Source organism: Tabrizicola sp. T46 (assembly GCF_057219895.1).
Map to the genome: position 1 here is coordinate 996,351 of NZ_JBXVVV010000001.1, position 26,997 is coordinate 1,023,347.

Consider the following 26,997-nt stretch of genomic DNA (forward strand, 5'->3'; position numbering starts at 1 on the left):
CTTGACCGTAGACGTCGCTGAAATCACCAAGAAATCTCGCTGCGCTCGCGCTATCTGCCAGGCAACGGACAGTCGTTCAGGATGGGTGAGATGAAAGTCGTTGTGCTTGGCGCGGGCGTGATCGGGGTGACCTCAGCCTGGTATCTGGCCAAGGCCGGGCATGAGGTGACGGTGATCGACCGCCAGCCCGCCCCGGCGCTGGAGACCTCGTTCGCGAACGCAGGCGAGATCAGCCCCGGCTATGCCTCGCCCTGGGCCGCGCCCGGCGTGCCGGTGAAGGCGCTGAAGTGGATGTTCCAGGAACATGCGCCGCTGATCATCCAGCCGAAGATGGACTGGACCAAGCTTTCTTGGATGGCGCGGATGCTGATGAACTGCACGGCCGAGGCCTATGCGGTGAACAAATCGCGCATGGTGCGGCTGGCCGAATACAGCCGCGACTGCCTGATCGAGCTGCGCGCCGAGACCGGGATTTCGTACGACGAACGCACGCAAGGGACCCTGCAACTGTTCCGCACGGATAAGCAGGTGGCGGCGGCGGAAAAGGACATCGCGGTCCTGAAGGCCGATGGTGTTCCGTTCGTGGTGCTGGACGCGGATCAGTGCGTGGCGGCTGAGCCGGGCCTTGCGGCATCGCGCGGCAAGATCGCCGGTGGCCTGCGGCTGCCGGGGGACGAGACGGGCGATTGCTTCAAGTTCACCCAGAGCCTGTCGAAGATGGCCGAAGCCCTTGGCGTGACCTTCCGCTATGGCGTCGGGATCAACCGGCTGGAGGCCGACCGGGGCCGGATCGTCGCGGTCCAGACCTCGGAAGGCCGGGTGACGGCGGACAGCTTTGTCCTGGCGCTGGGGTCCTATTCGCCGATGCTGGTTTCCGAGTTCGGGATCAGGCTGCCGGTCTATCCGGTGAAGGGCTATTCGATCACCCTGCCGATCGTCAACGAGGCGCGCGCGCCGGTGTCTACCGTCATGGACGAGACCCACAAGGTCGCGATCACCCGCCTGGGCGACCGCATCCGCGTGGGCGGGATGGCCGAGCTGGCCGGGTTCGACATGAGCCTGAAGGCCAAGCGGCAGGCGACGCTGACCCATTCGGTCGAGGACCTGTTCGGCGGCGCAGGTGACCAGTCGCAGGCGAAGTTCTGGTGCGGCCTGCGCCCGATGACGCCGGACGGAACGCCGGTGGTCGGGCGGTCGCCGATCCAGAACCTTTACCTCAACACGGGCCACGGGACGCTGGGCTGGACGATGGCCGCAGGCTCGGGCCGGGTGCTGGCGGACCTGATGTCCGGCAAGCGCGCCGAGATCGAAGCGGCGGACCTGGGCTATGCCCGCTACCTGAAGGAAGGCCGCAAAGGCCAGCGCCAGGGTGGGGGCGTGCCGGTTCCGGTGTGAGTGACCACAGTGGTCAAAATCGCGTCTTCCCTTTGTATCAAAGGGTTAGGCGTGGTCATTCAGGATTCGTTTACGTCTTGCCCACGGCGCAGTCGCTGACAGGCAAAATGCCGCGCGGACCAGCGGGTCAGATACCGCTGTAGATCGCCTTTGGCGCGGGTTCGGGCTGCTCGACCTCTGGGGTGAGCGTGGCGCGGCGCATCAGGACGACATTGCGGTCGCCGGCTTCGGGGACCTGAACGGGCGCAGCCGGGAAGAGCTGCTGCCGAAGCGGCTTTGCCGGGGCGACCGGCGGGGTCGCCATGGCGCGGAGCCAGGCCTTCGCCGTCGTGAAGCGTTCGTCCGGTTCGACAGACATCGCCTTGTCGATGGTGGCAAGGAAACCCGGCGGATAGCCCGGGACCGCCCCTGCAAGCGTGATGAGCGGATCAGGACGGTCGGCGATCACTGCGCGGAGCCGGGTTTCCCCGTCAAGCGGGGCGCGTCCGGTGATCGCGTAATACAGGGAAGCGGCCAGCGAGTAGATGTCGCTTTGCGCGGCGCAGACGCCATTCGTCTGATAAAGTTCGGGCGGGGAATAGCCGTCCTTGACGAGGCTGAACCCGCTGTGCCGCTGCACCACACCGTCAACGACATGCCGCGCAGCGCCGAAATCGATCAGCACCGGCTCACCGGCCGGGGTGACGCAGATGTTGTCGGGCGACACGTCGCAATGGATGAGTCCCCGGTCATGGATATGGCTGAGCGCCGAGATCAGACGCTCGGCCATCCGGACGATCTGGCCGGGCGTGAGCATGCCCTTTCTTTCGTCCACGATCTCCACGAGATCATGACCGTTCACATAGTCGAGCGCCATGTAGGAGGTGCCGTTCTCGGCAAAGAGCTGATGGATCCGCACGATGTTCGGATGGTTCATCATCGCCAGGATCCGGGCTTCTTCGTCGAAGCTGGCAAGGGCGCGTTGCAGGTGCGGACGGGCGTTGTCGGACCGGGGCAGAACGGCTGTAGCCTCCCGGCGGCAGAATGCCTCGACGAAGCATTCCTTCAGCACGACGTCCCGGTTCAGGCTATCGCGGGCGATGTAGGTGATTCCGAACCCACCGGCGTTCAGGAAGCGCGAAATCCGGTAATGACCGTTCTGAAGCTGCGTTCCGGGCACAAGCTCGGCGATGCAGTCTGTTTCCTGTGCAGACCCTGAATACCGATCAAATGCCATTTCGTTCCCTGACCCCCCAGTCATAAAGGACGGTCCAGCCCCTGGCCTGTGCGACGCGATCTGGACAAAGTTTAATATGAATTGGCAACCGTCGATTGCAACATATTTCGGGCTGACTCCGTCCCTGCGGACCGATTCATTCCAGAAAATGCCCCGGAAACGACTTCAACATGAACGCTAGTTTAACAACAGGGTTCCCAGGATTAACGCAAGTTGAACAATGTGCTGCATTTTCCATCCAGTCGGGAACAGTAGGCCCGGTTCGACCGGAAAGACGACGAATCGATTCGTTCTTGAAGAGTCTGATGCCCGGACTCGGGCAATATCAACCCAAGGTTGTCATGACGGGAATGGGCCCGAGAGACCCTGCAGCAGCCACGGTGCCGGCCCAAACCTGGGCTGCCCGGACTGTTTCGCCGCCGGAAACCGTGCCGCGTCGCCCCTCAGTAAATCGTTGACACAATCCTTGCGATCAGGAGAGGTCTTGGCCGAACCAGAAGCAGTCCGCCTCGTGCAGGCCCTGACGATCGTGGAGAGGGAAAATGAAAAGGCATCCTGCAGAGGGTCGCTGCATCACGGGGTGGTTTCCCCGTATAGGGAAAGCGGCCGTGACGCGCAGATCAGGCATTGCCATGCTGGCGCCGATCCTGCTCGGGGCCGTACAGGCCGGCCCGGCGCTGGCGATCGAAGGGGGGACGAGCACCTACCTTCTGGGATCGCGCGATTCCCTTGCGGGCGTCGTGCCGCCCCCGGGAACCTATGTGACGTTGCAATACGTCCACATCGAAGGCGACGTGTCCTTTGCCGCGCTGGGCGGACGGCCGCTGGTCGATCTGGAAACCTCGACCAACATCTTCGAACTCATCGGCACGCAGGTGTTCGAAGGCGATGTCATGGGTGGCCGCCCGGCGATTTCCTTCACCCTGCCGGCGGTGTCGGGTGAAGTCAGCTCTACCGTGACGCTCGGCCCCTTCTCGGGCGGCTTCACCGACGAGAACACTGGGTTCGGCGACCTGCCCGTGACGCCGATGATCGGCTGGTCCGAGGGCAAGTCGCACTAGCTGGTTGCCGCGTCTTTCTTCCTGCCGACCGGGCAATACGAGCTTGGCACCGTCAGCGCCGCAACCGGGGTGCAGGTGCTGAACTTCGGGCGGAACCGTTTCGCGGTCGATCCGGTGGTGGCCTACAGCTACATCGACCTTGAGAAGGGCCGCGAATACAGCATCGCGGGGGGCGTCACCTTTTCATCGCGCAACGATGCGACGGATTACCAGTCGGCCCCGGAAGCCCATGTCGAGGCGACGGTGATGCAATACCTGCCCAGCAAGCTGGGCTTCGGTGTCACCGGCTATGCCTACAAGCAGCTTGGCGAAGACAGCGGGGCCGGGGCCGACAGGCTGCGCTTCACCAGCGGATCGGACAGCCTGCAGGCCGAGGTGTATTCGCTGGCGCCGCTGGTCAGCTACTCGACCGAGGTCGGGGATACGACGGTGTCGTTCAAGGCGAAATACGTCTACGAATTCGGGGCGAGGCGGATGTTCGAGAACAACTCGCTCTGGCTGAGCGCGACCTTCAGCTTCTAGACCGGGGCCGGGAAGACCCCGGCCCTTCCCTTATGCCTCGGGCACCAGGATCTCGCGCTTGCCGACGTGGTTGGCGCGGGTGACGACGCCTTCCTCTTCCATCTGCTCCACCAGCCGGGCGGCCTTGTTGTAGCCGATGCCCAGCTTGCGCTGGATGTAGGAAGTGGAACACTTGCGGTCGCGCGCCACGATGGCGACGGCCTGGTCGTAAAGCGCGTCGTCAGACGCCTCGCCCGAGCCGAGGCCAAGGACCATGTCGATGTCCGACGCCACCTCGTCCTCCGGCCCTTCGACGACACCGGACATGTAGACCGGCGGGCCGAAGCTTTTCAGGTGGTTCACGATCTCTTCGACCTCTTCGTCCGAAACGAAGGGGCCGTGGATGCGGGTGATGCGCGCGCCGTTGCCCATATAGAGCATGTCGCCCATGCCGAGGAGCTGCTCGGCCCCCTGTTCGCCAAGGATCGTGCGGCTGTCGATCTTCGAGGTGACCTGGAAGCTGATCCGGGTCGGGAAGTTGGCCTTGATCGTGCCGGTGATGACGTCCACCGACGGCCGCTGGGTGGCCATGATCAGGTGGATGCCGGAGGCGCGGGCCATCTGGGCAAGGCGCTGGATGCAGGCCTCGATCTCTTTCCCCGCGACCATCATCAGGTCGGCCATCTCGTCCACGATGACCACGATGTAGGGGATCGGGACGGGCTGGAATTCCTCGGTCTCGAACACCGGATCGCCGGTTTCGTCATCGAACCCGGTCTGGATCGTGCGCTTGAACATCTCGTTCTTCGACAGCGCCTCGCGGACACGGCCGTTGTAGCCCTCGATGTTGCGGACGCCCATCTTGGACATCTTGCGGTAGCGTTCCTCCATCTCGGAGACGACCCATTTCAGGGCGACGACGGCCTTCTTCGGGTCGGTCACGACGGGAGAGAGGAGATGCGGGATGCCGTCATAGACGCTGAGTTCCAGCATCTTCGGGTCGATCATGATCATCCGGCATTCCTCGGGCGAGAGCTTGTAGAGGAGCGAGAGGATCATGGTGTTGATCGCGACGGACTTGCCCGAACCGGTGGTCCCCGCGATCAGAAGGTGGGGCATCTTCGCAAGGTTCGCGACGATCGGATCGCCGCCGATGTCCTTGCCCAGCGCGAGCGGCAGGCGCATCTGGCTGTCGCCAAAGTCGCGGGCGGAGAGGATTTCGCGCAGCACCACCTTTTCGCGGTGGGCGTTGGGAAGCTCGATGCCGATGACCGACCGGCCCGGGACGGTGGAGACGCGGGCGGACAGGGCGGACATGCTGCGCGCGATGTCATCGGCAAGGCCGATCACGCGGGAGGCTTTCAGACCCGGCGCGGGTTCCAGCTCGTACATGGTGACAACGGGGCCGGGGCGGACGGCAGTGATTTCGCCCTTTACGCCATAATCGTCGAGGACGGACTCCAGCATCCGCGCGTTTTCTTCCAGCGCCTCGTCAGAGAGCTGGCTGCGCTGGATCGCGACGGGGGCGGAGAGGAGCGAGAGCGGCGGCAGTTCATAGGCCGGGGCGGCATCGTCGAAGCGCAGGCCCGGCTGCGTCTCGGCCAGCGCCTGGCGCGACGGGGCAGGCTTTTTCGCGGCATGCTGCACCACGGCGCGACGGTCGGCGACAAAGCCCTGCTGACGGACGACGGGGGGTTCGTCCAGCATCATGTCGTCAAGGCCGTCGTCCCCCCAGGCGACATCATCGGCAAAGATATTCGCCGGTTCGGCATCCGCTTCGGGCATGACAGCCGGGACCGTGACGGGCGGCGCAGTGCGCGGCAGGGGGCGGGTGTCGGCCATCAGCGGCACGGGGCCGCGCGGGCGCATGACGGGTGGCTCGGCCCGCAACGCGGGTGCCGCCGCCATCGGATCGGCCACGCGCTGCACGCGAGAGCGGATCACATCCGAGATGCGGGCGCGGATGCGGTCTTCGCTGGGCGGGGCGGCATCCCAATGCATATCGGCCTCGGGTTCCACCAGTTCGGGCTCGGGCGCGGGCTGACGGCGGAGGCGCGAGAGGAAGGATGTCTTCTCGCGCACCGGCTCGGCCATCGCGACATGGTCGTGGCGGGCGGCCGGGGGCATGGCCCTCGCCGCGCCGGCACGCAGCGGCTCGGGCGCAAGCGCGGCCCCGGTCACCGGCGGGACAGATCGGCGGACGCCCGGGATATCGCGGCCGACGGGCGAAGCTGTGGCACGGGCGCGGGCACGGTCCTGCAGTGACATCGCCCCCTGCACCGCGCCGCGCGCGCCATGGCCAAGGGCCGAGGCAAGCGCGTTGTACCCAAGCAGCGTACCAAGGAAGAGGAAGCGGCGGATCGCGCGCAGCTCGGCCATGTCAAAGCCGGTGACGTAAAGCATCATCACCAGAAGCCCGGCGAAGGTCAGGAGCGACAGAAGTTTCAGCCCGAAGCCCGCGCTGCCTGGCATGACGCCGATCAGCGAACCAAGGACGGTATCCCCGAAAAGGCCACCAAGCCCAAACGTATGGGTCCAGCCATCGCCCGGCACCAGCGTGGCGCAGTGGACGGCGGCGAAGGCCACGGCGATCACGGCGAAGACCACGCGGCCGACCGCACGCTCACCGCCCCGGTGGGTCATGAAGCGGATGCCCCAGACACCCAGAATCACCGGGATCGCCCAGGCCCCGAGGCCGATGAGAATGGTGAGGGTCGAGGCGACGGCGGCCCCAAAGCGGCCCATCAGGTTCCGCGCCGGTTCTTCGGTTGCGACCATCCAGCCCGGATCCTCGGGCGAGTAGCTGCCGAGCGTCAGCGCAAAGCCAAGTGCCAGAAGCAGAAGCGCGAGGCCAAGAAGCTCGCGCCCCCGGCGTTCCAGCATCGCCTGCGTGCCCTGGTCCAGAAGCGGATCGCGTTGCCGTGCCTGAAAGGATGCCATCAGTCCCTCACCCGTAAAGACAGTCGCGAAGCTTTGTCAGCCCGCGCTGCGTTTCTTCCGCCGGGGCCACAAGGGCGACCCGGATATAGCCCTTGCCGGGGTTGTCGCCCCCGACATCGCGTGACAGGTAGCTGCCGGGCAGCACCCGGACCCCTGTCTTTGTCCACAGTTTCAATGCCGCGGATTCACCGTCATCCACTGGCATCCAGAGGAAGAAGCCACCGCCCGGGGGCTGGTAGCCCTGCACACCGGCAAAGATGCGGTCGGCGGCGGCGAACTTTTCCTGATACATCGCGCGGGATGCGGTGACGTGGGCCTCATCCTGCCAGCAGGCCTCGGCCACCCGTTGCAGTGGCAAAGGCAGCGGTGCCCCGGCGAAGGCGCGGAGCTGGCGGAGGCGGAGCATCGATTGCGGGCCTGCGGCGACGAAGCCCGAGCGGAGGCCCGGAAGGTTGGAGCGTTTCGAAAGCGAGTGGAACACGACCGCGCGTTCCGGGTCGGCCCCTTCAATGGCGGCGACCTGCAACAGGCCAGGGGGCGGTGTGTCGCGCCAGATCTCGGAATAGCATTCGTCCGCAAGGACGGTGAAGTCGTGCTTCTCGGCCAGCGTCAGAAGGTCGGCAAGGTAGTCCTTCGAGGCAACCGCCCCTTGCGGGTTCGCGGGCGAGCAGATGTAGGCAAGTGCCACGCGGTCCAGCACGTCCTGCGGCAGGCTGCCGTAGTCGGGAAGAAAGCCGGTGGCGGCGGTGGCCGGGACATAGACGGGTTCGGCCCCCACGGTCAGCGCGGCCACGGCATAGACCTGGTAGAAGGGGTTCGGCATCAGGACGACGGGCTTCTTGCCGCCCTTGGTTTCCGGGCAAAGCGCGATGGCGGCGTTGAAGAGGCCCTCGCGCGTGCCATTGAGGACCATCAGGCGGTCCTCGGTCAGGGTGACGCCGTAACGCCGGGAAACCCAGGCGGCGATGGCGGCCAGAAGTTCCGGCGTGCCGTCGTTCGGGGGGTAGACGCCGAAGCCCGCGAGGTTGGCGGCCAGGATCGGGCCGACAAAATCGGGCATCGGGTGGCGGGGTTCGCCGATCGTCATGGCAATGGGTTCGCCGCCGGGGGCGTGCGCGTCCAGAAGCTTCCGCAGACGCGGAAACGCATAGTCCGGCAGGTTTGAAAACCGCTCGGGAAACGCCATTACTGCCTCAAGCACGGGGTCTGATCGCCCCATTTCCCGTGACGATAGCCAGTCGAAGGGCGTTGGTCCAGAAAAACCCTTCGGACCCGGGGGTTAGAGGGGGCCGGATGTGGCTTTTTGGCTGCCCGTGTGGCACCCCGGGGAAGAGGGAACGGCCCTCAGGTCGCGCGGCGGGCGATGTCGTCGGGTGAGGCCTCGTCCTGGACGGGCGCTTCGGGGGCGGGGTCTTCCGCTTCGGCGGGGCGTTCGATGAGCGGCAGAAGCTCGGCGAGGCTGCGGCTGGGGGTGCCGGCAGTGGGGGGCTGGCGCCACGACAGGGTATCGAAACTCCCGCAGTTTTCGCAGACCGGGGCCCAGGCGGGGTGGATCGCGTGGCACTTGTCGCAGACCCATTGCGGCCCGCGCGGCGCCGACAGGGCCTTGGCCACAAGATCGCGGACCACGGCATCCTCGGCCCCTTCGCCCCGCGCGATGGCGGCCAGGATCGCCAGCGACCGCTGGGTCGGGCGTTCGGTCGGCAGGTCGCCCAGGGCACGACGGGCGGCCGGAAAATCCTCGGCGGCAACCAGAAGCTCGGCCAAAAGCATCTTCGTCTCGTCGCTGTCGGTCCGAAGCGTCGTGAGCGTGCGGAACCGCTTGAGGCGTTCGGTGGGTGTCTCATCGGGTTCAATGGCAGCGAAGGCGGCGGCGAGGTCGGGGTGGGGCTGCACCTCCCATGCCTTCTTCAGGACGCGGATCGCGCTGCGCCAGTCGCCCTTTTCGGTGTAGCCGCGCGCAGCCATGGCAGCGGCGGGGATAAGGTCGGGCGAAAGCCTGTTCGCCTCGATCGCCGCCTCGCGCGCCTCGATGCTGGAGCCTTCGTCGATCACCGCACGCGCCTGCTGCAGGGCCAGCACCGCATCTCGGCGGCGGTAGACGTCCTTCGGCAGTGTCCCGGCCTTGAGCTTCGCCCCCAGCGTCTGGCGCGCACCGGACCAGTCGCCCGCGTCGGACTGGAGCTTCAGAAGCACATCCTGCGTCTCGGCATGCTTGGGACGCAACTGGAACGCCTTTTCCGCCAGCTTCAGCGCGGTTTCCCGATCGCCTTCCGCCAGCTTCTGCTGCATCAGGCCCCGCACCCCGACGAACCGCGTCTTGTCGTCGGCCAAGAGCGCCTTGTAGGCCTCGGTCGCCCTTTTCGTGTCGCCAGCCGCCTCGGCGGCCTGGGCGATCAGAAGCGTCGTCAGTTCCGGCTTCTTCAAGAGGTTCTCGGCCACCTGTGCCCGGTTCAGGGCAAGCCGCGCTTCGCCCGAAGCCAGTGCCATCATGCCTTCGGACAGGGCGCGATACCCCTTCCGCTCACGGTTCCGGTCGAAATAACGCGAGATCGCGGTTTCATCGCCGTTGAGAAAGCGGATCACCGCGCCCAGAAGGCCAAGCACCTTCAGCGCCAGCCAGACAAGGACGATCAGGATCAGCCCCAGCACCACCGCCTGCACCGGACCGATGGTGAACTCCCACCCTGCGACGATGATCCGCATCGCCCCGCCGGTTGCCTCGAGCACGCCAAGCCCATAGGCCAGGGCCGCGATCACCGCGACGAAGAGGATGACCTTGGTAAGGGACCGGAGCATCACTCGCCCTCCAGTGCCGTGTCGACGGCCAGCCGCGCGGTGGCGCGGGCGGACCAGTCAGCAAAGACGGCCTGCACGTCAGGCTGCAGGGTGCCGATTTCGGCCAAAGCGTCGGCAAGCCGCCCTTCCGTCACCGCGAAATCGGCGCGCGACAGGATGGCGGCGGGCGTGGTGCCCTCTTGCGGCGACAGCGGGCGCGCGCCGGTCTGTGCCGCAAGGAAATCCGTCACCCGTGCGGTCCAGCCGGTGTCACCCTCGGCGGCGCGGGCCACGTCAAGCGCGGTGCGGACCAGATCGGGGAACGCGGCCTGAAGCTCGGCAACCGTGGCCACGCCGGCGGCATGGGGGGCAAGGGCGGCGGTCAGGTCGGCGTCGCCCAAGGCCTGAAGCTCGGCATCGAAAGGGGCATCCGTCGCCGTGGCGGCGCGCAGACGGTCCAGCGCCAGGGCGCGTTCGGCGGCAGCGGCAGCCTCGGCGGCGGCGGTGGCGCGGGCGGTCGCTTCAGCCTCGGCCGCTTCCAGCCGGGCAAGGGCTGCGTCAACCTCGGTCGTGTCCACGGCTTCGGTCGGCAGCGTGGCCAGCCGCCGTTCCAGGTCCGCCAGCTTTGCCGCAAGAGCCGCGGTCGAGGCCTCGCCACCCGCGGCCGGCATCGCCTCGATCGCGGCAAGGCGCTGGTCCAGTGTTTCCAATGCCGAAAGATCGGGCGCGGGTTGGGCCGGGGCGTCTTCAAGCGCCGCGATCCGGGCCTGAAGGTCGGCAAGGCTGGTCTCCAGGCCTGAAAGGTCCGCGGCTGCGGGTGCCGGGGCGGCCTCCAGCGCCGAAATGCGACTGGCAAGCGCACCAAGCTCGGCCCCGTTGTCCTGCGCCGCAATCCCGAAGGCGTTGAAATGCGACAGGGCAAAGCCCGCCGCCGCAGCCAGTGCGCCGCCGAGAACCGGGCCAAGGAAACTGGGCCCCTGGGCTGTAGAATGAACCGGCGGCGGAGGGGGCGGAGGGGGAGCCACGGCAGGCTCGGGGTCCCGCAGGGCCTCGGTTACCGGCTCATCCAGCGCCTCAACCTCTGGTGTCACCTCGGGCAGGGCCTCTGAAGGCTGGGCCTCTGACAGGTCCGCCGGGGCTTCGGTCTCCGGGTTCTTGCGTCTTGCCATGGCAGTGGCCCTCCGGATTCTGACCCTGCCTCACCTAAGCACTCGCCGCCCGGAGGTTCAAGGCTGGGCGGCCCGCAGAAGCGCCTCTTCGCAGGCCTCAAGCATCGCCGCAGCGGTCGGCTGCCGCGCGGTGACCAGCGCCCGATGCGGGATCGGCCGCGCGGCCCCGGCCACCGCCGCACTCATCGCGACCAGCCAGAGCGTGGCCTTGGCCCCATCAGGCAGGGCTGCCCGGAAAAGCTGCGCGCTCCGGGGCGAGAAAAGGGGCAGGATCACCGGACCATCGGAGGCCAGAAGCGTATCGGCCTCGGGCGTCAGGGGCTGCGCCTGCTGGCGGTAGATCACCAGCGATTCAGTCTCTATTCCTGCGGAAATCAGCCTTTCCGCCACCTCACCCACCGCATCCTCACCCCGCAGGTGCAAAAGCCTGCCCCCCGGCGGATCGGCCACGATCGCCGCCACCAGCGCGCTGGCATCGCCATCGGCAGAGCGGGCGAGGAAGCCGGCGGCAGCGGCCCGTTCCGCCGTCTTGCGGCCCACGCACCAGGCCAGGCGCGGCAGCTTGGGCAGCGACGGCAGGGCCGCTTCGACCCCGGCGACCGAGGTGAAGATGACCCCGGCAAAGGGGTGCGGTGGCAGGCTATGGGCAAGGGGTTCCATCGCCATCAGCGGGGCGATCACGGGCTGCACGCGGGGGCCAAGGCGGCCGGTCAACGCTTCGGCAAAGCTGCGCGCTTCGGCCATGGGCCGGGTCACAAGCACAGGCACGGGCACCGAGGCGGATTGTCTGTCCATGTCCACGGTGTTACCTGCCGGGCAGCAGTCACGCAACGGCGGCCATGGACCGGACCCTCACCCTTCTGGGCATCGAATCGAGCTGCGACGACACCGCCGCCGCCGTGGTTCGCGTGGCCGACTGCGAGACGCCGGTGATCCTGTCATCCGAAGTGCTGGGCCAGACCGCCCTTCATGCCGACTTCGGCGGCGTGGTGCCGGAAATCGCCGCCCGCGCCCATGCCGAGCGGCTGGATGGGGTTGTCGAGGCCGCGCTGGAGCGGGCGGGCGTCACGCTGGACGACATCGACGCCATTGCGGTGACCGCCGGGCCGGGGCTGATCGGCGGGGTGCTCTCGGGCGTGATGCTGGCGCGGGGACTGTCGGCAGCAAAGGGCCTGCCCCTGGTGCCGGTAAACCACCTTGCGGGCCATGCCCTGACCCCGCGCCTGACGGATGGGATCGGGTTTCCCTACCTGATGCTCCTCGTTTCGGGCGGGCATTGCCAGTTTCTTCTGGTCGAAGGCGTCGACCGCTTCCGCCGCCTTGGCGGCACGATCGACGACGCCCCGGGCGAGGCCTTCGACAAGACCGCCAAACTTCTGGGCCTGCCGCAGCCCGGCGGACCGGTGGTGGAGGCCGAGGCGGCGCATGGTGATGCATCCCGGTTCAAGTTCCCCCGCCCGCTTCTGGACCGCGAAGGCTGCGACATGTCCTTCTCGGGCCTCAAGACCGCGCTCCTGCGGGCCCGCGACGCGCTCGTCGCGGCGCAGGGCGGCATCACCGTGCAGGACCGCCGCGACCTTTGCGCCGGGTTTCAGACGGCCGTGGCCGAGGTGCTGGCGGTCAAGACGGAAAGGGCGCTGGCGATGTGCGAAGATCGGCCGACTGCTCTTTGCGTCGCCGGGGGTGTCGCGGCAAACAAGGCCATTCGGGCCATGTTAGAGACTGTTTCGGCCAGGGTGGGTGTCCCCTTCCTCGCCCCGCCGCTCCGGCTTTGCACCGACAACGCGGCAATGATCGCCTGGGCCGGGATCGAGCAGCTTCGGGCCGGGGTGACCCCGTCGCCAGAGTTCACCGCCCGCCCGCGCTGGCCTTTGGATGAAACCGCCCCTGCCCTGCTGGGGTCGGGGAAGAAGGGAGCCAAGGCATGATCGGCATCGCCGGAGCCGGCGCATTCGGGACGGCGCTGGCGGTTGCCCTTGGCCGGACCGGGCGCGAGGTGCGCCTCTGGGCGCGGGACGCGGACCAGGTGGCGGCGATGCAGGCGACCCGGCGGAACGAGGGCGCGCTGCCAGGGGTCGCGCTGCCAGAAAACGTCTCTATTCACGCCGAAATCGCGGATATCTGTGGCGGCCAGGCCCTCCTCCTCGCCGTCCCCATGCAGGCCCTTGGCGGGCTTCTGGACCGCTGGCCCGCGATCGGAACCGGCCAGCCATTGGTCGCCTGCTGCAAGGGGGTGGACCTTGAAACCCTGCGCGGCCCCGTCGCGCTGATCCTGTCGCGCCGCCCGGGGGCAGAAGCGGCGATCCTGACCGGCCCCAGCTTTGCCGCCGACATCGCGGGTGGTCTCCCCACCGCCCTGACCCTTGCCACGACCGGCGAAGGCGAGGCGCTGCAAGAGGTGCTGTCCACCCCGACTCTCCGCATCTATCGGACCGATGATGTGCGGGGGGCGGAACTGGGTGGGGCCCTGAAGAACGTGATCGCCATCGCCTCGGGGGTGGTGATCGGCGCGGGGCTCGGGGACAGCGCCCGGGCGGCGCTGATGACCCGGGGCTATGCCGAGATGGTGCGGCTGGCCCTATCCCTGGGCGCGCGGGCCGAGACCCTCGCGGGCCTCTCGGGCTTTGGCGACCTTGTGCTGACCTGCACCTCCTCTCAGTCCCGGAACTTCCGCTTCGGCCTCTCCCTCGGGCGGGGTGAGGGGTTCGACCCGAAGATCACCGTCGAAGGTGTGGCCACCGCCCGCGCCGTCGTCCGGCTGGCGGGGGAGAAGGGGATCGAGATGCCGGTCACCGCGATGGTGGATGCCCTTGCCTCGGGCCGGACCTCGCTGAATGATGCCGTGGGCCAGCTGATGCGGCGGCCCCTGAAACAGGAATGAAGATGCGCTACGCCCTGATCTGCCTTGACAAGCCCAATGCCCTGCAAACCCGGGTCGAGAACCGCCCCGCCCATCTGGAGCACCTCAACTCGACCGGGGTGGTCGAGCAGGCCGGCCCCTTCATCGACGCAGCGGGGCAGATGTGCGGCAGCCTGATCATCCTGAACGTCGGGTCCAAGGCCGAGGCTGAGGCCTGGGCGGCGGCGGATCCTTACGCGAAGGCGGGGCTTTTCGCCTCGGTGATGATCCAGGAATGGAAGCGGGTGATCGGATGAGCTTCTGGCTGTTCAAGTCGGAACCCGATGTCTGGGGCTGGGACCACCAGGTCGCGAAGGGTGACGCGGGCGAGGAGTGGCACGGGGTCCGCAACTATCAGGCCCGCAACAACATGCGGGCGATGAAGGTCGGGGACCGGGGGTTCTTCTATCACTCCAACATCGGGAAGGAGATCGTCGGGATCGTCGAGGTCTGCCGCGAAAGCACGCCCGATTCGACGACCGACGACCCGCGCTGGGACTGCGTCTGGATCAAGGCGGTGAAGCCCCTGAAACGGGCGATCAGCCTTGAGGAATGCAAGGTGACGCCGGGGCTGGAGAAGATGGTGCTGGTCAACAACACCCGGCTTTCGGTGCAGCCCGTCAGCCCCGACGAATGGCGGATCATCTGCGCCCTCGGGGGCGTGGAGCCCTGACTGACCACAGTGGTCAAAATCGGAAAATCGTTGTTTTGCAATATCTTGTCTGTGGGCGTTTGCCATTTGGCAAGGATTGCCACGGTCAGAGATTTCCCTATGCCTTCCGGCTGAAAACCGGCAGACTCCGCGAAAACAACGGGAGGGACCGGGAATGGAATTTCTGAACGTGATCGCCGCTGCGGTGGCGGCCTTTGCTTTTGGCGCGGTCTGGTACATCGCGATGTCGAAGCCGTGGATGGCGGCCTCGGGCATCACCGAAGAGCAGCAAAGGGCCGGCGGGCCGATGCCCTTTGTCGTGGGCCTGCTGGCGATGGTGCTGGTGGCGGGGATGATGCGGCACCTTCTGGGCACCTCCGGCGTGACCGGAGTCGGCGGCGGCGCGATTGCGGGCTTCGGGATCGGGGCCTTCCTGATCACGCCCTGGGTCGCGATGAACTATGCCTTCGGCATGCGGAAACCCGCGCTGACGGTGATCGACGGGGTGAACTCGGTCGTTGGCTGCACGATCATGGGCGCGGTGCTGAACCTGTTCTAGGGCTGATCTCTTGGGCCAGGCACTGGGCGTCCGGTACGCGGACGAAGCGGTCGTTCAAACAGGCGCCCGTCCTAGATTGGCGTTCCATCCAGCCGCGTAAAGCGGCGGCCCGATGGGTCGTGATACATGATCACGTCGTGGTCCGGATAATGAACTGCTCCCGACACAGCACGGCTGCCCATCACCAACATCACCGCATCAGCCGATGATCTGTTCTCTAAGCAGTGAGCAATCGCCGACCCTGCGCGCCAACCTGCCGCATCGCCAGTGCGCAGAATTGTCTCGGTCTCCTCGATCAAGACAAGTTCGCCGGACAGTATGTAGACAAACTCGTCTTCTGTTTCGTGCCAATGTCGATGCGATGACCTTGAGCGAGGAGGCAATCGTTCAAGATGGACACCAAACTGTTGAAGGCCCACCTGGTCGCCAAGTGGGATCATTGCTGATGGACCGTCGTCCTGCCCCGACAACGGATTTGGGCCACCCGGGTCTTCGGTCCAAACGCGCTTCTCGATCTTGGGCAAACCGTTCTCCGTCGATACCGGCCAACCGTAGCTTGTGATGAAGCTATCAACAACGTCCGCTAAGAGCTCAAAGCTGGATCGGGACATGGTTCGCTCAACGCACTGGCGGGGAGTGGCGCATTCATCGAAGAGCGGCGGCAAAAAGCCGCCCGGGTTTCCCCCTGGCGGCCCTGAAATCCGTCTCGCGGTCGGCGATCAGCCCTGGCGATCTCAGCCCTGGCGGGCCTTGTAGCGCTTCTGCGTCTTGTTGATCACGTAGACCCGGCCCTTGCGGCGCACGACCTGGCAATCGCGGTGACGCGTCTTCAGCGAGCGGAGCGAGTTGGCGACTTTCATGGTCGACCCTCCTTCTTCGCGGAGCGAGATACGACGCGGGCAGAACCGCGTGGGTCAGGGCCGGCCATGATACTCCTAAGGCTGAAGCAACCGCCTTACTGCGCCGTCCTGGCCCAGTCCGGGATATGCCATTCGAAGGTGATGCTTCGGGGGCAGGCATCTGTGAGCTTGCGCTGCGGATCGTTGATGAAGGCGACACCCATGTCCGAGACGCAGGGCTGATAGAGGATCGAGCCATGCCCGGCCTCGGGGATCATGAAGACCTGCGCGTTCGACAGTTTCTCGACTGCCCGCTCCGACCAGCTGGCGGGTGTCTGGGTATCGAAAAGCCCCCCGATGGACAGGGTCGGAATATCGCTTTCCACCGGCACCTGCCAGTTGTCACGCTGCTGCGGTGTGAAGGCAGCGCAGGCGCCGAAGACCATCTCGGCCAGCGGATCAAGTACGTCGCCGATGTGGGGGTACTTCTGGCTTGCGGTGAAGGCCCGGTAGCCTTCGAGCGTATTGAAGGGCACGTCTTCCTGGCAGGCATAGTTGAAGAGGTAGAGGTTGTCGAACAGCCCGGTCTCGGACTTCTCCGCGTCGCGCCGGATGATCGTGAACGAACCCGCCAGTTCCGCCTCGGACATCGTGTCGATCAGGTCCGCAAGACGAGTGCTGGCCTCGCCCGAAGTATGCGCCGTCACGAAGGCCCGCAGGCTGTCCTTCGATGGTGCAGTGTTTTGCAGCGCCACGTAATCGGAAACGGCACTTTCGGCCTTGGCCGGATCGCCTGTCGTGGCCGCAATCAGCGCCTTCTCCAGTTCGGTATCGAACAGGACGGCGACGGGCCCGTAGGTTCCGGTCGCGGCGATCTCGTCGCGCAGTTCCTCCACGAGTGTTGTGTTCGAACGCTCGACCCTTTCCGCAATGGCGGCGTTGTCGGCCAGCGCCGCAAGGAGGTCGCGCTGCCTTTGGGGCAGGCCGGCCGCGGCCGCGGCGACTTCCTCGTCACCGGCCATCGGCATCACGAACCCCCGCCCGACGAGCCGATCGACTGTGGGCATCTCCTGGCCCCGGTTCAATTCGTAGATGAACGCGGGGATGTAAGGTGTCATGGACTGGTTGCCGTACTTCCCGTTCCGCGCGTCGATCAAGGTGTAGATGAGCTCGACCGTGATCGGCTTGCCCTGGTGAAGGATCTCGCCCGCCTTGGCCCTGTTCAGGACGTCAATGAAGACTTCGTCCAGACGCGGGAAGGTCGTGTCGCAGACGGGATCGGCCTTGCACTGTTCGACCAGGTGATCGATCGGCTCGCTGAACTTGAGGGCGAGGCTTTCGTAAAGCGGCATCCAGGAGGGCGCCACGCCGTCGATGACGACCGAGCGGATCCCGTCGGGCACGACGCGCATCGCCTCCAGCGCGAGCTTGGTGCCATAGGAAATGCCGTAGATGTTGTAGGTCTCGTAGCCGAGCGCCCTGGTGAGGGTGCTCAGGTCGCGGGCGTTCTCGGTGGTGTTGTACTTGCCGATGTCGATGCCGGCCGCCTTGATCTCCGCCAGGCACTCGCTGACGATGCTGGTCGGGCTGCCGGGATCGACCGCGGCCATGGGTGTTGTCGCGATGAGTGCCGCGTTCCGGGACAGCGCGCCGAAGCACTTCACCGAACCGCCGGACAGCCCGGCCGACCGCTGGTCCCACAACACGACGTCCCGCGTCGCACGGAAGGCGTCGAACGCGCCTGCATAAAGCGGGATCTGGCTGATCGCGCTTCCGCCCGGTCCGCCCTGCAGAAAGACCACCGGATCGGGCTCGGGGTACTGGGACCAGGATTTCAGAACCGCAAAGTCGAGCGTGATCTTCCTGCCATAGGGATTGGCATGGTCCTCCGGCACCTCGACCGTGCCGCAGAACACGGTCTGACCTTCGATCTCGTTCGCCGGCATCGGGCGAGGACACATGATGTGCCCGACCGACGCGCCCGGGGCCGCACCGCTTGCCTTGAAGCTGGCAAAGTCAGTGCCGGGACCCCCCGAAAGAGCCGCAATGAACGTGAGGATGTGTTGATAGTCCATCGAATTGCCCTCTTGCTGGCGGACGGGCATCACTTGCGGCTTCTTCCGCGTGCCGAAGCTAGAAGACGTTCGTCGGAGGCACTATCCGTTTTGCGAAATGACAGCTCGGCTTCCCACCGCGGTCCTGCGACCATGTGTGGCAAGATCTTCAGCAATCAACGAAGCTTTTCCAGATCATGGTTCCGCGCTGGCGGTTCACCGTCGGCGCGTTGCCCGACGGAACCAGTTCGCCGATGCACGGGCGAGGAGTGTGATTGTCATCGACGAGCGGGGGCAAAGGAAAAGGCCGCCCGGGTTTCCCCGTGGCGGCCCTGATTCCGATCAGCCGGAAGCAGCCTCAGCCCTGACGGGCCTTGTAACGCTTCTGCGTCTTGTTGATCACGTAGACCCGGCCCTTGCGGCGCACGACCTGGCAATCGCGGTGACGCGTCTTCAGCGAGCGGAGCGAGTTGGCGACTTTCATGGTCGGCCCTCCTTCTTCGCGGCGCGAGATGCGCCAGATTGAACCCATGCCCCCGAAGGGGGCGGCGAATGGTGGGCGGTACTGGGATCGAACCAGTGGCCACTACGATGTCAACGTAGTGCTCTACCGCTGAGCTAACCGCCCACGTGCCCTTCACTGTCCGCCTGCCCCTTCCGGTGAAACGAAAAGGACGCGGGGCGAACCGCGTCGGTCAGGCCGGGTCTATACTGACAAGAAAAGGGGCCTGCAAGGGGTATTGGCACCCGCAATGGGTTTTGGCTTTCCGAAATCTCAGACTATAACAAGGGGATCGAAGGATGAAGTCTTGCCCGACACCATCACCCCCGCCTTTGTCCTGAAGCGCCCGGTCCGGCAGGCCGGGCCGGTGATCTTTGCCTCGCCGCATTCCGGGCGGGACTATCCGGCGGATTTCCTTGCGCGGGCGGTGCTTGACCGGCAGGCGATCCGGTCGTCGGAGGATGCCTTTGTCGACCGGCTGTTCGATTCGGCCCCCGGCCACGGCGCGCCGCTTCTGGCCGCCCGGGCGCCCCGCGCCTTCATCGACCTGAACCGGGCGGCGGACGAGCTTGATCCGGCAGTGATCGAAGGCATCCAGCGGATCGCGCACAATCCCCGCGTCTCGTCCGGGCTGGGGGTGATTCCCCGGGTTGTGGCCGGCGGGAAGGCGATCTATCGCGGCAAGCTGTCACTTGCCGAGGCCGAGCACCGGATCAGCCGGTTCTGGCATCCCTACCATAGGGCGCTGGCGCAACTGATCGACGAGACCCGCGACGTTTTCGGGTCGGCGATCCTGATCGATTGCCATTCCATGCCGCATGAGGCGATCGAGGCGCACTCCCGCCCCGGCCAGCCGAAGCCCGAAGTGGTGCTGGGGGACCGCTATGGCGTGACGGCGGGACAGGAGGTCATGGACCGGGTGCAGGCGGCCTTCGAGGCGTCGGGCCTGCGGGTGGTCCGCAACGCCCCCTTCGCCGGGGCCTATGTGGCGCAGGCCTATGGCCGTCCGTCACGGGGCGTGCATGTGGTTCAGGTCGAGATCGACCGGGCGCTCTACATGGACGAGGCGAGGGTCGAGCCGCTGCCGGGATTCCCGGCTTTCCGAGAGATGATCTCGGGGGTGGTGGCGGGGCTCATACGGCCGTCTGGAATGGCGCTGGCCGCGGAATAGCCTGGTCTCCGAAGCGTCGGGATTGCAAGGATCGCCCGATGCTGGCATCCCTGTTCAAAGTCGCCACTTCCGGAGAGACGCTTGGAACCGGTTCTGCACCCCCTGGCATCACACGACCTGCCATTCTTCATTACCGCCCCGGGCGAGACCGACCGCATGATGGTGGTCACCGGCATCTTCCTGGTCGCGATCATCATATCGGTCGGCGCGCTGTACTTTTCCCTGCATTCCCTGCCCGAGCGGATGGCGCACAAGGCGAACCATGTGCAGTCGGGGGTGATCGCGCTTCTGTGCCTGATCGCGCTGTTCACCCATCAGCACATCTTCTGGATCATCGCGATCCTTCTGGCCTTCATCCGGGTTCCGGACTTCGAGACCCCGCTGCAATCGATCTCGGACAGTCTCAAGCGCATTGCGCCGGACCCGGACGCCGCCCTTACGGTGGCAGGCGGGACCGGGGCGGCACCGTCGGAGCCGCAACCCGCGCCAACCGAGTGGATCGAGCCTCCCGAACCGCTGCCGGACAGCGCCAAAGTCCGGCGCGAGGGCTGAGACATGCTTGAGCTTCTGTTCTGCGCGACGCTGACCGTTCTGCCGGATTTTCTGTACCGCCGTTTTGCCCAGGGCAAGCGGCTGGGGCGCGAGATCACGCTGTTCTCGGTCTGGTACGAGCTGCGCTATGGCATCACGCTGTGTCTGCTTCTGACCATATCGCTCATCACGGTGGTCTTCTATTTCCACCCGGCGACCTCGGCGGCGGTGTCCTATTTCCGCACCGTCTCGGTCATGCCGGACAGCATGGGCCGGGTGGAAGAGGTCTATGTCGGGCTGAACGAGGATGTCGTCGCGGGCCAGCCCCTGTTCAAGCTGGACACCGACCGGGAGGAGGCGGCCCTTGCCGCGGCCAGGCAGCGGGTGGCCGAGGTCGTGGCGCAGATCGAGGTCGCGAAGACCGAACTTGTCACCGCCGATGCCCAGATCGCGCAGGCCGAGGCGGCGCTGAAGCAGGCGAATGACGAACTGACCCGGCAGTTGACGCTGCGTGAGCGGGACCCGGGCGTCGTGACGCAGCGGCAGATCGACACGCTGCAAAGCACCGTCGACGGGCGTCAGGCGGCGCTGGACGCGGCGCGGGCGCAGAAGCAGTCGCTTGAGGCGCAGATCAACGTCCTTCTGCCGGCCCAACAGGCGGCGGCCGAGGCGAGCGTGGCGGAGGCGCAGGTGCTTCTGGATCACCGGACCGTGGTGGCCAGCATCGATGGCACGCTGACCCAGTTCACGCTGCGGCCGGGCGACATCCTGAACCCGATGATCCGCACCGCGGGCGTGCTGATCCCGAAGAATGCGGGCCGGGGCTATCTGCAGGCCGGATTCAGCCAGATCGAGGCGCAGGTGCTGAAGCCTGGCATGACGGCCGAGGCGCTGTGCTATTCGCAGCCCTTCACGATCATTCCGATGGTGGTAACAGGCGTGCAGTCGGTCATCGCGACCGGACAGTTCCAGGCGACCGACCGGCTGGTCGATCCCGCCGCGGCGCCGCCTCCGGGGTCGGTTCTGACGTTCCTTGAACCGATGTTTGAAGGCGGGTTCGACGGTGTGCCGCCCGGATCAAGCTGCATTGTCAATGCCTATACCTCGAACCACGAGCGGCTGCATTCGGACGAGGATCTGGGTACCGGAACGCGGATCTGGCTGCACATGGTCGACACGGTCGGGGTCGTGCATGCGATCCTTCTGCGCAGCCAGGCGCTTCTTATGCCGGTCCGCGCGCTGGTTCTGGGCGGCGGGCACTAGCGCAGGGCGCGGCCCTTGATGATCGCCTCGGCGCCGAACCGGGCGCGGATCGCGTCGGTCGCACGTTCGGCGGCGGCGCGCTTCCCGGCGTTCGGGTCGAGGAGATCGGCGGAAAGGTCGGCCTGGTCCTCGGGCGCGAGGTCGGAGATGCCGACGCCGATGAGGCGGAAGGGGCCCGTGGTGCCCGCGTGGTCGAAAAGGTCACGCGCGGCGCGGTAGATGCGATCGGTCAGCTGGGTCGGGTCCGGCAAGGCGTGGCGCCGGGTGACAAGCTGGAAATCGCCCTTCTTCAGCTTCAGCGTCACCGTGCGGCCCGCCAGCCCCTTTGCCTTGGCGCGGTCTGCGACCTGTTCCGAGAGCCGCCAGATGTGACCATCGAGAAGATCGAGGTCGGAGGTATCCTCGAAGAACGTTGTCTCTTTCGAGATCGACTTCAGCTTTTCGTCCCGGTTCACCCGACGGGTGTCCAGCCCGCGCGCCAGGTGCCAGAGCCGGTCGCCCATCTGGCCGAACCTTGCCCCCAGGTCGGCGCGGTCCCAGCGCAGAAGGTCGGCGATGGTACGGATGCCCGCAGCCTCGAGCGCGGTCTGGGTGGCCTGTCCTACACCCCAGATGATGCGGACCGGCCGGGGCTTGAGAAACGCTTCGGTTTCCGCCCGGCCAATCACCGAGAATCCGCGCGGCTTGTCGAGGTCGGAGGCGATCTTGGCCAGGAACTTGTTGTGGGAAAGGCCGATGGAGCCGGTCAGCCCAAGCTCGTCCTCCATCCGTTTCGTGAGGCGAGCGAGGAGGACGGCGGGCGGCGCACCGTGCAGGCGGGCGGTGCCGGTCAGGTCCATGAACGCCTCGTCAAGCGAGAGGGGTTCGATGGAAGGTGTCAGCTCCTCCATCATCGCGCGGATGGCGCGGGAAGCCTCGGTGTAGGCCGAGAATCGGGGTTTCACCACGACGGCCTCGGGGCACAGCTTCAGCGCCTGGAACATCGGCATGGCCGATCGGACGCCCTTGATCCGGGCGATGTAGCAGCAGGTGGAGACGACACCGCGCTGCCCGCCGCCGACGATGACGGCCTGATCGCGGAGCGCCGGGTTGTCACGCTTTTCCACCGAGGCATAGAAGGCGTCGCAGTCCATATGGGCGATGGAAAGCTGCGTCAGTTCCGCATGCGTGACGACGCGCGGCGACCGGCAGGACGGGCACCGCACGGCGGGCGGGTCTGTGAGGGTCAGGCAATCGCGGCACAGGCTGGGCATCCGGTAAGGGTAGCAGCCTGTCAGCAGAAGCGCATCTGGTCAGTGCTCTGCCTTACCCGTTGCGGAGGCCGAGTCTGACCGGTTTCGATCCAACGTGAGCGGCCCGGCCACCAGGGCCGGGCCGCTGCCGCAGCAGGATCCGCGGGGATCGGCATCACTACCGGGCATAGGCAGAGGCATGGGCCGGTTCCATGTCGGCCTTTTCTTTCGTCGGTTCGTTCGACGGGAAAGCATCCAGCTCCGGGGCAAATTCAACCTGGACCCCGAAGTCGTTGTAGTAGCAGAGGCGACCCTTGTTGCTGCGGGAGACCCCGATGTCTTGCAGCATGTAGGCCGGCATGTTTTCCAGCCGATCCATCAGGTCCTTGTGAGCCTGCGCCTTGCGTGACTTTTCTGTCAGGCGGTTCAGCGCCAGGGTCCAGACGGCAGTGACAGAGCTGGCGATGCGGGCAAAGCGCTGGCGGCGGGCCTGCCGTGCGAGCTCTTCGCTGCGGCCGACGAAGAGTTCCTCTTCGATCTGCATTTCGGTCTTCTGGGGCTCGTCTGCCGCAAAGAGGACGGCGGCGGTGGCGCGGTTGATGAACATGGACATGGTGTGATCTCCATCTGGGGTGCGCCGGAGCTTCCCGGCTTGATGAGATCACTATGCAGGCACCATGTAACTTTCGCTGTTCCCGAGGTTACACGCAATCAAGGTACTGAAATCGTTTCTATTCCTCTGCAATCTGGCGCAGGGCGACGACGTTGCAGCGCCAGACCGGGCCATCCTGCTCGATCACCCCCTGTTCGCGGAAATCCTGCAGCATCCGATTCAGCTTGGGGCGGCTTGCGCCGACAAGCAGGCCGAGGTCGGTCTGATTCACCTTGAGGGCCAGCATCTCGAAGGGTGCGAGATCCTCGCCGTTGATCTGGTGCAGAGTCAGTAGGACAAACCGCGCAAAGCGGGCATGCAGCTGATAGAGCGATATTGATTCAAGCCGGTCATTTGTCCCGCGCAAGAGCGCGGCGAGATGCGTGGTTGCGGCTTCGTGCAGGATCGGGAAGCGCTCGCCAATGGCACGGAAGTCGCGGCGCGAAAGGACCAGCGCCTCGACCTTCGTGACAGCGGTCGCGGTACTGGTCCTTTCGCCTCCGTCAAGACAGGCAATCTCGCCGACCAGGTCACCGGCTTCGGCGAAACGGATGAGCAGCTCGCGTCCGTTCTGCGACAGGTTCGACAGCTTGATCCGTCCGGTCAACTGGGCGAGGAGGAAGCTCCCCTCGTCACCTTTCTGGAAGATCACCTCGCCAGGCGCCCAGGTCCGACGCTGGGCAAGACCCGGAAGCAGGTCCAGAACGGCATCGCCGACCGAGCGGAAGATCGGAAAAGACCGCCACATCGCGCGGTCCTTGCGAAGGATATCGCTGTCGCCTGGGGCCATTGTGTTGTCCCGCGTCGCTTGCCTTGACAGGTTTACCCTATCATTCCGGCATTGCCAGACCCTTCGCGACGTTTCTGTCTCTCTGTCCCGGCCTTAACGAGCACGACGATTGCAAGGATAAGCAGCAGCGACCCAATGATCTCTCCAGCGACGGGGGCTTCCCGCAAGAGCCACACGGCGAGGCCGGCGGCGACGGCCGGTTCGATCATCGAGGCCGTCAGGCCCCCGACTGTCGTGTCGCACCGCGCCATTCCGGCGCAATAGCAGACATAAGCCAGCGCGGTCGGGAAAACGGCGAGGTAGATCACCAGCAGAATGACCTGCGGGTCCCGGCTTAACGGCAGGAGTTCCGCAACGTCGACCCCGGGCAGGAACGGCAGGATCACGCAGAAGATCAGACCTGACAGGGTCAGCCCGAGGCCTGCGACCAGCTTTGGCGGTGCCTTCTGTGACAGGCTGCGGGCCATGCTGGTCATCAGCACGAAGGCGAGCGAGGCGACAAGGGCCAGCAGCAGCCCGAGCATCCGCTCGTCATCGGGAGTGCCGACGCCCCGCGCAAGGGCGCAGAGGCCGAGGCCGCCACTCGCCAGGGCCAGGGCCGCAAAGGTGCCAGCGCCAAAGGCAACGCCGCGCACCACGGACCAGACAAGGGCGATGATCGGGGGCAGGCAGACGGTGAGAACGACAGCGAGCGTAACCCCAAGAAGATCAAAACAGCGGAAAAGCGAAACCTGGAAGACCACTCCCGACAAGGCGAAGGTCAGAAGCATGCGGGGGTCACAGGTCCGTATCACCCTGCCAAGCCCGCCGAGACTGCGTCCGGCCGCGAGAAGGACCAGGGGTCCGGCAAGAAGTGTGCGGGCGAGGCCAAGAACCTCTGGCGGAAGGGCGGCCGCCGCCGGCACCAGGTTGACCGCAACGCCGACTGTGGCCCAAAGCGACGCGGCGATGACGACAAGCGCAACGCCTTCGGCATTTGCAATCCCAGAGCCGCTTTGCATGACAAGATCTCCGCACCTGGCCGCAGGGCGACGCGGCACCGGGTGCGAAGATGCATAGGAGAGCGCGGCAAGCCGGGCTGTTCCCCTGGGAACACGGCCCTGACTAGTCCGCTGCACCCCTTGGCTGGCCGGCGGGTCCGGACCGGGAAACCTGCACCGCCAGGATGCCGGCCATGGCGATCAGGACGCCGAGGATGTCGAGCGGGCGCACCGCCTCGCCCAGAAGGGCGGCGGCGATGGCCACGCCGAAGAACGGGTTCAGGAAGTGGAAGGTCGAGGCCTTGGTGCTGCCGATCCGGCCGACGAGGGCGAACCAGATCAGCGTGGCGGCAAGGCCCGGCACGGCGATCTGATAGGCGAAGGCGGCAAGGAAGGCGGGGGTGATGGTCACTGAAATCGTCTCGAACAAGGCGGAAACCGCGCCCAGCGTGACCGATCCGACCAGCATCTGCAGGCCGACGACCATGAGGAGGTTGCCGCCCGAGGACGCGCCGCGCACGGTCAGCGTCGCCACGGCCAACGCGACCGCGCCGAGAAGGCAGAGTGCCACGCCCAACGGATCGGCCCCACCGGAAAGCCGGGTGCCCATGATGAGGCCGACCCCTGCGAAGCCCATGACAAGGCCAAGGACGCCGAGGGGCGCGACCTTTTCGCGGAAGACGAGCCACGCAAGCGTGGCGGCGATCAGCGGCATCGACGCGGCGATGATGGCGGCAAGCGAGGCCTCGACCCATTGCATCGCGATGAAATTGAGGCCGAGATAGAGGGCATTCTGGCATAGGCCAAATAGGATCACCGCCCGGGCCTGCTGCGGGGCCAGGCGCCAGGTCTGGCCCAGCGCGCGGGCGATAAGCACGGCGATCAGGCCCGAGATCAGGAAGCGGAGCGACAGCGACGCCAGAGGTGGCGCATGGGCCACGATCACCCGCGCGGTCGCGAAGGCCGAGGACCACATGGCCGCAAAGGCGATGCCGAGGAGAAGGGCGCGGATGTCCATCAGGGCGTGGTGCCCGGCGGGGACGGGAAGGTCAAGGCAGGGTCAGGCGGGCGGCTGCCAAAGCTCGATCGGGGTGCCTTCGGGATCGTGGATGCGGGCGAAGGTGCCGTAGCTGCCGTCGCCGTCCCAGTCTGCGCGGGTCTCGACCGCGATGCCGGCCGCCTGCAACTGCGCCATGAGGCCCTTCAGGTCATCGACCCGCAGGTTCAGCATCCATTGCCTGTCGGCGGCAAAGTAGTCGGTCGTGGCGGCGAAGGGGGAAAAGACGGTCGGCCCGGCTTCCTGCATCCAGACGGCGACATCGGGCTGGGTGATCCCGAGATGCGTCCGATACCAGTCATTCAGTGCCGCAGGGTCGCGGGCGCGAAAGAAGATACCGCCGATGCCGGTGACCTTGGCCATGATGATCCCCCGCAAATGAAAAGGGCCGCCTTATGGCGACCCTCTCATGAATTCGAAAGCGGAGGAAGCCTCAGCCGTTCACCACGTCCTTCAGAGACTTGGCGATGGCGAACTTGACCTGCTTGTCGGCGGGCTTCTTCATCTGCTCGCCGGTGGCCGGGTTGCGGACCATACGCTCGGGGCGGGCCTTGCAGGCAACCTTGCCCAGACCCGGCAGCGTCACGGTGCCGCCGGCGGCGACTTCACGGGCGACAACGGCAGCGATCGCATCCAGCGCGGCATTGGCGGTCTTCTTGTCACCCCCCATCGCCTCGGCGACGGCGGCAACGAGTTGGGTCTTGGTCATCGGTTTGGACATTGTTTCATCCTTTGTTAGTTGACTTGACGTGTCGT

General features: G+C 66.1%; 28 protein-coding genes and 1 tRNA gene. 11 read left to right on the top strand and 18 right to left on the bottom strand.

What is annotated here, in order from left to right; genetic code table 11:
- Window positions 1-90 precede the first annotated feature (90 nt).
- Complete coding sequence (locus AC2D9V_RS05000; protein WP_484712924.1) at window positions 91-1,395, top strand: D-amino acid dehydrogenase; 1,305 nt, start codon at window positions 91-93, stop codon at window positions 1,393-1,395.
- A 127-nt stretch (window positions 1,396-1,522) separates the two neighbouring features.
- On the opposite strand, the gene AC2D9V_RS05005 is transcribed toward AC2D9V_RS05000, so the two are convergent.
- A complete protein-coding gene (locus AC2D9V_RS05005) occupies window positions 1,523-2,611 on the bottom strand; it encodes a serine/threonine-protein kinase (RefSeq protein ID WP_484712925.1) in 1,089 nt (362 codons plus the stop codon).
- Between the two features lie 608 nt (window positions 2,612-3,219).
- On the opposite strand from AC2D9V_RS05005, the gene AC2D9V_RS05010 reads away from it, so the two are divergent.
- Window positions 3,220-3,672: a transporter family protein gene (locus tag AC2D9V_RS05010; protein ID WP_484712926.1), complete on the top strand. Its 453-nt coding sequence runs from the start codon at window positions 3,220-3,222 to the stop codon at window positions 3,670-3,672.
- Entirely contained in the window at window positions 3,673-4,194 is a 522-nt protein-coding gene (locus AC2D9V_RS05015) for a SphA family protein (RefSeq protein ID WP_484713412.1), read from the top strand.
- Between the two features lie 30 nt (window positions 4,195-4,224).
- Here the strand turns inward: AC2D9V_RS05015 and AC2D9V_RS05020 are convergent, their stop codons facing one another.
- From AC2D9V_RS05020 to AC2D9V_RS05040, 5 genes are all read right to left on the bottom strand, one after another.
- Window positions 4,225-7,113, bottom strand: a complete 2,889-nt coding sequence (locus AC2D9V_RS05020; protein WP_484712927.1) for a DNA translocase FtsK — start codon at window positions 7,111-7,113, stop codon at window positions 4,225-4,227.
- A gap of 7 nt (window positions 7,114-7,120) precedes the next feature.
- On the bottom strand, window positions 7,121-8,299 hold the full coding sequence (locus tag AC2D9V_RS05025; protein ID WP_484712928.1) for an aminotransferase class I/II-fold pyridoxal phosphate-dependent enzyme: 1,179 nt from the start codon (window positions 8,297-8,299) through the stop codon (window positions 7,121-7,123).
- Between the two features lie 158 nt (window positions 8,300-8,457).
- Complete coding sequence (locus AC2D9V_RS05030) at window positions 8,458-9,912, bottom strand: heme biosynthesis HemY N-terminal domain-containing protein (RefSeq protein WP_484712929.1); 1,455 nt, start codon at window positions 9,910-9,912, stop codon at window positions 8,458-8,460.
- The gene (locus tag AC2D9V_RS05035) at window positions 9,912-11,060 is read right to left on the bottom strand and encodes a COG4223 family protein (protein ID WP_484712930.1); all 1,149 of its coding nucleotides are present in this window, start codon (window positions 11,058-11,060) and stop codon (window positions 9,912-9,914) included. Before AC2D9V_RS05035 ends, AC2D9V_RS05030 begins: the two co-directional genes overlap by 1 nt.
- Window positions 11,061-11,117: 57 nt before the next feature.
- Window positions 11,118-11,855 (bottom strand): uroporphyrinogen-III synthase, encoded by a 738-nt coding sequence (locus AC2D9V_RS05040; protein WP_484712931.1) that lies wholly within the window; start codon window positions 11,853-11,855, stop codon window positions 11,118-11,120.
- Between the two features lie 44 nt (window positions 11,856-11,899).
- Here AC2D9V_RS05040 and tsaD point away from each other — a divergent pair, with 44 nt between their 5' ends.
- The 5 genes from tsaD to AC2D9V_RS05065 all read left to right on the top strand — a co-directional run bounded on the left by tsaD (window position 11,900) and on the right by AC2D9V_RS05065 (window position 15,170).
- Window positions 11,900-12,988 carry a tRNA (adenosine(37)-N6)-threonylcarbamoyltransferase complex transferase subunit TsaD gene (gene tsaD, locus AC2D9V_RS05045; RefSeq protein ID WP_484712932.1) on the top strand — a complete coding sequence of 363 codons (1,089 nt, stop codon included), beginning with the start codon at window positions 11,900-11,902 and terminating at the stop codon, window positions 12,986-12,988.
- Window positions 12,985-13,941 (top strand): NAD(P)H-dependent glycerol-3-phosphate dehydrogenase, encoded by a 957-nt coding sequence (locus AC2D9V_RS05050; RefSeq protein ID WP_484712933.1) that lies wholly within the window; start codon window positions 12,985-12,987, stop codon window positions 13,939-13,941. The genes tsaD and AC2D9V_RS05050 overlap by 4 nt, the downstream gene beginning before the upstream one ends.
- 2 nt (window positions 13,942-13,943) lie before the next feature.
- Window positions 13,944-14,216: a YciI family protein gene (locus AC2D9V_RS05055; protein WP_484712934.1), complete on the top strand. Its 273-nt coding sequence runs from the start codon at window positions 13,944-13,946 to the stop codon at window positions 14,214-14,216.
- Entirely contained in the window at window positions 14,213-14,632 is a 420-nt protein-coding gene (locus AC2D9V_RS05060; protein WP_484712935.1) for an EVE domain-containing protein, read from the top strand. The genes AC2D9V_RS05055 and AC2D9V_RS05060 overlap by 4 nt, the downstream gene beginning before the upstream one ends.
- Before the next feature lie 154 nt (window positions 14,633-14,786).
- Window positions 14,787-15,170, top strand: coding sequence for a DUF1761 domain-containing protein (locus AC2D9V_RS05065; RefSeq protein ID WP_484712936.1), 384 nt, complete (start codon window positions 14,787-14,789; stop codon window positions 15,168-15,170).
- 71 nt (window positions 15,171-15,241) lie between these two features.
- Here AC2D9V_RS05065 and AC2D9V_RS05070 read toward each other — a convergent pair whose 3' ends face one another.
- From AC2D9V_RS05070 to AC2D9V_RS05090, 5 genes are all read right to left on the bottom strand, one after another.
- Entirely contained in the window at window positions 15,242-15,781 is a 540-nt protein-coding gene (locus AC2D9V_RS05070) for a cupin domain-containing protein (RefSeq protein ID WP_484712937.1), read from the bottom strand.
- Between the two features lie 123 nt (window positions 15,782-15,904).
- Window positions 15,905-16,030 (bottom strand): type B 50S ribosomal protein L36, encoded by a 126-nt coding sequence (gene ykgO, locus AC2D9V_RS05075; RefSeq protein ID WP_023666132.1) that lies wholly within the window; start codon window positions 16,028-16,030, stop codon window positions 15,905-15,907.
- Window positions 16,031-16,125: 95 nt separating this feature from the next.
- On the bottom strand, window positions 16,126-18,084 hold the full coding sequence (locus AC2D9V_RS05080; RefSeq protein WP_484712938.1) for an alpha/beta hydrolase: 1,959 nt from the start codon (window positions 18,082-18,084) through the stop codon (window positions 16,126-16,128).
- A gap of 337 nt (window positions 18,085-18,421) precedes the next feature.
- Window positions 18,422-18,547: a type B 50S ribosomal protein L36 gene (gene ykgO / locus AC2D9V_RS05085; protein WP_023666132.1), complete on the bottom strand. Its 126-nt coding sequence runs from the start codon at window positions 18,545-18,547 to the stop codon at window positions 18,422-18,424.
- Between the two features lie 69 nt (window positions 18,548-18,616).
- Window positions 18,617-18,691, bottom strand: a tRNA-Val gene (locus AC2D9V_RS05090).
- Window positions 18,692-18,884: 193 nt separating this feature from the next.
- On the opposite strand from AC2D9V_RS05090, the gene AC2D9V_RS05095 reads away from it, so the two are divergent.
- The 3 genes from AC2D9V_RS05095 to AC2D9V_RS05105 all read left to right on the top strand — a co-directional run bounded on the left by AC2D9V_RS05095 (window position 18,885) and on the right by AC2D9V_RS05105 (window position 21,530).
- Window positions 18,885-19,736, top strand: a complete 852-nt coding sequence (locus AC2D9V_RS05095; RefSeq protein ID WP_484713413.1) for an N-formylglutamate amidohydrolase — start codon at window positions 18,885-18,887, stop codon at window positions 19,734-19,736.
- Between the two features lie 81 nt (window positions 19,737-19,817).
- The gene (locus tag AC2D9V_RS05100) at window positions 19,818-20,288 is read left to right on the top strand and encodes a hypothetical protein (RefSeq protein ID WP_484712939.1); all 471 of its coding nucleotides are present in this window, start codon (window positions 19,818-19,820) and stop codon (window positions 20,286-20,288) included.
- A 3-nt stretch (window positions 20,289-20,291) separates the two neighbouring features.
- Complete coding sequence (locus AC2D9V_RS05105; protein ID WP_484712940.1) at window positions 20,292-21,530, top strand: HlyD family secretion protein; 1,239 nt, start codon at window positions 20,292-20,294, stop codon at window positions 21,528-21,530.
- Here AC2D9V_RS05105 and AC2D9V_RS05110 read toward each other — a convergent pair.
- The 7 genes from AC2D9V_RS05110 to AC2D9V_RS05140 all read right to left on the bottom strand — a co-directional run bounded on the left by AC2D9V_RS05110 (window position 21,527) and on the right by AC2D9V_RS05140 (window position 26,962).
- Window positions 21,527-22,783 carry a DNA polymerase IV gene (locus tag AC2D9V_RS05110; RefSeq protein ID WP_484712941.1) on the bottom strand — a complete coding sequence of 419 codons (1,257 nt, stop codon included), beginning with the start codon at window positions 22,781-22,783 and terminating at the stop codon, window positions 21,527-21,529. The two genes, AC2D9V_RS05105 and AC2D9V_RS05110, sit on opposite strands and share 4 nt — an antisense overlap.
- 157 nt (window positions 22,784-22,940) lie before the next feature.
- Entirely contained in the window at window positions 22,941-23,375 is a 435-nt protein-coding gene (locus AC2D9V_RS05115) for a hypothetical protein (RefSeq protein ID WP_484712942.1), read from the bottom strand.
- A gap of 118 nt (window positions 23,376-23,493) precedes the next feature.
- Window positions 23,494-24,204 carry a Crp/Fnr family transcriptional regulator gene (locus AC2D9V_RS05120; RefSeq protein WP_484712943.1) on the bottom strand — a complete coding sequence of 237 codons (711 nt, stop codon included), beginning with the start codon at window positions 24,202-24,204 and terminating at the stop codon, window positions 23,494-23,496.
- 32 nt (window positions 24,205-24,236) lie between these two features.
- Window positions 24,237-25,205 (bottom strand): DMT family transporter, encoded by a 969-nt coding sequence (locus AC2D9V_RS05125; protein ID WP_484712944.1) that lies wholly within the window; start codon window positions 25,203-25,205, stop codon window positions 24,237-24,239.
- A gap of 103 nt (window positions 25,206-25,308) precedes the next feature.
- A complete protein-coding gene (locus AC2D9V_RS05130) occupies window positions 25,309-26,202 on the bottom strand; it encodes a DMT family transporter (protein ID WP_484712945.1) in 894 nt (297 codons plus the stop codon).
- Window positions 26,203-26,244: 42 nt separating this feature from the next.
- A complete protein-coding gene (locus AC2D9V_RS05135) occupies window positions 26,245-26,604 on the bottom strand; it encodes a VOC family protein (protein WP_484712946.1) in 360 nt (119 codons plus the stop codon).
- Between the two features lie 70 nt (window positions 26,605-26,674).
- On the bottom strand, window positions 26,675-26,962 hold the full coding sequence (locus AC2D9V_RS05140) for an HU family DNA-binding protein (protein WP_484712947.1): 288 nt from the start codon (window positions 26,960-26,962) through the stop codon (window positions 26,675-26,677).
- Between the last annotated feature and the right edge of the window lie 35 nt (window positions 26,963-26,997).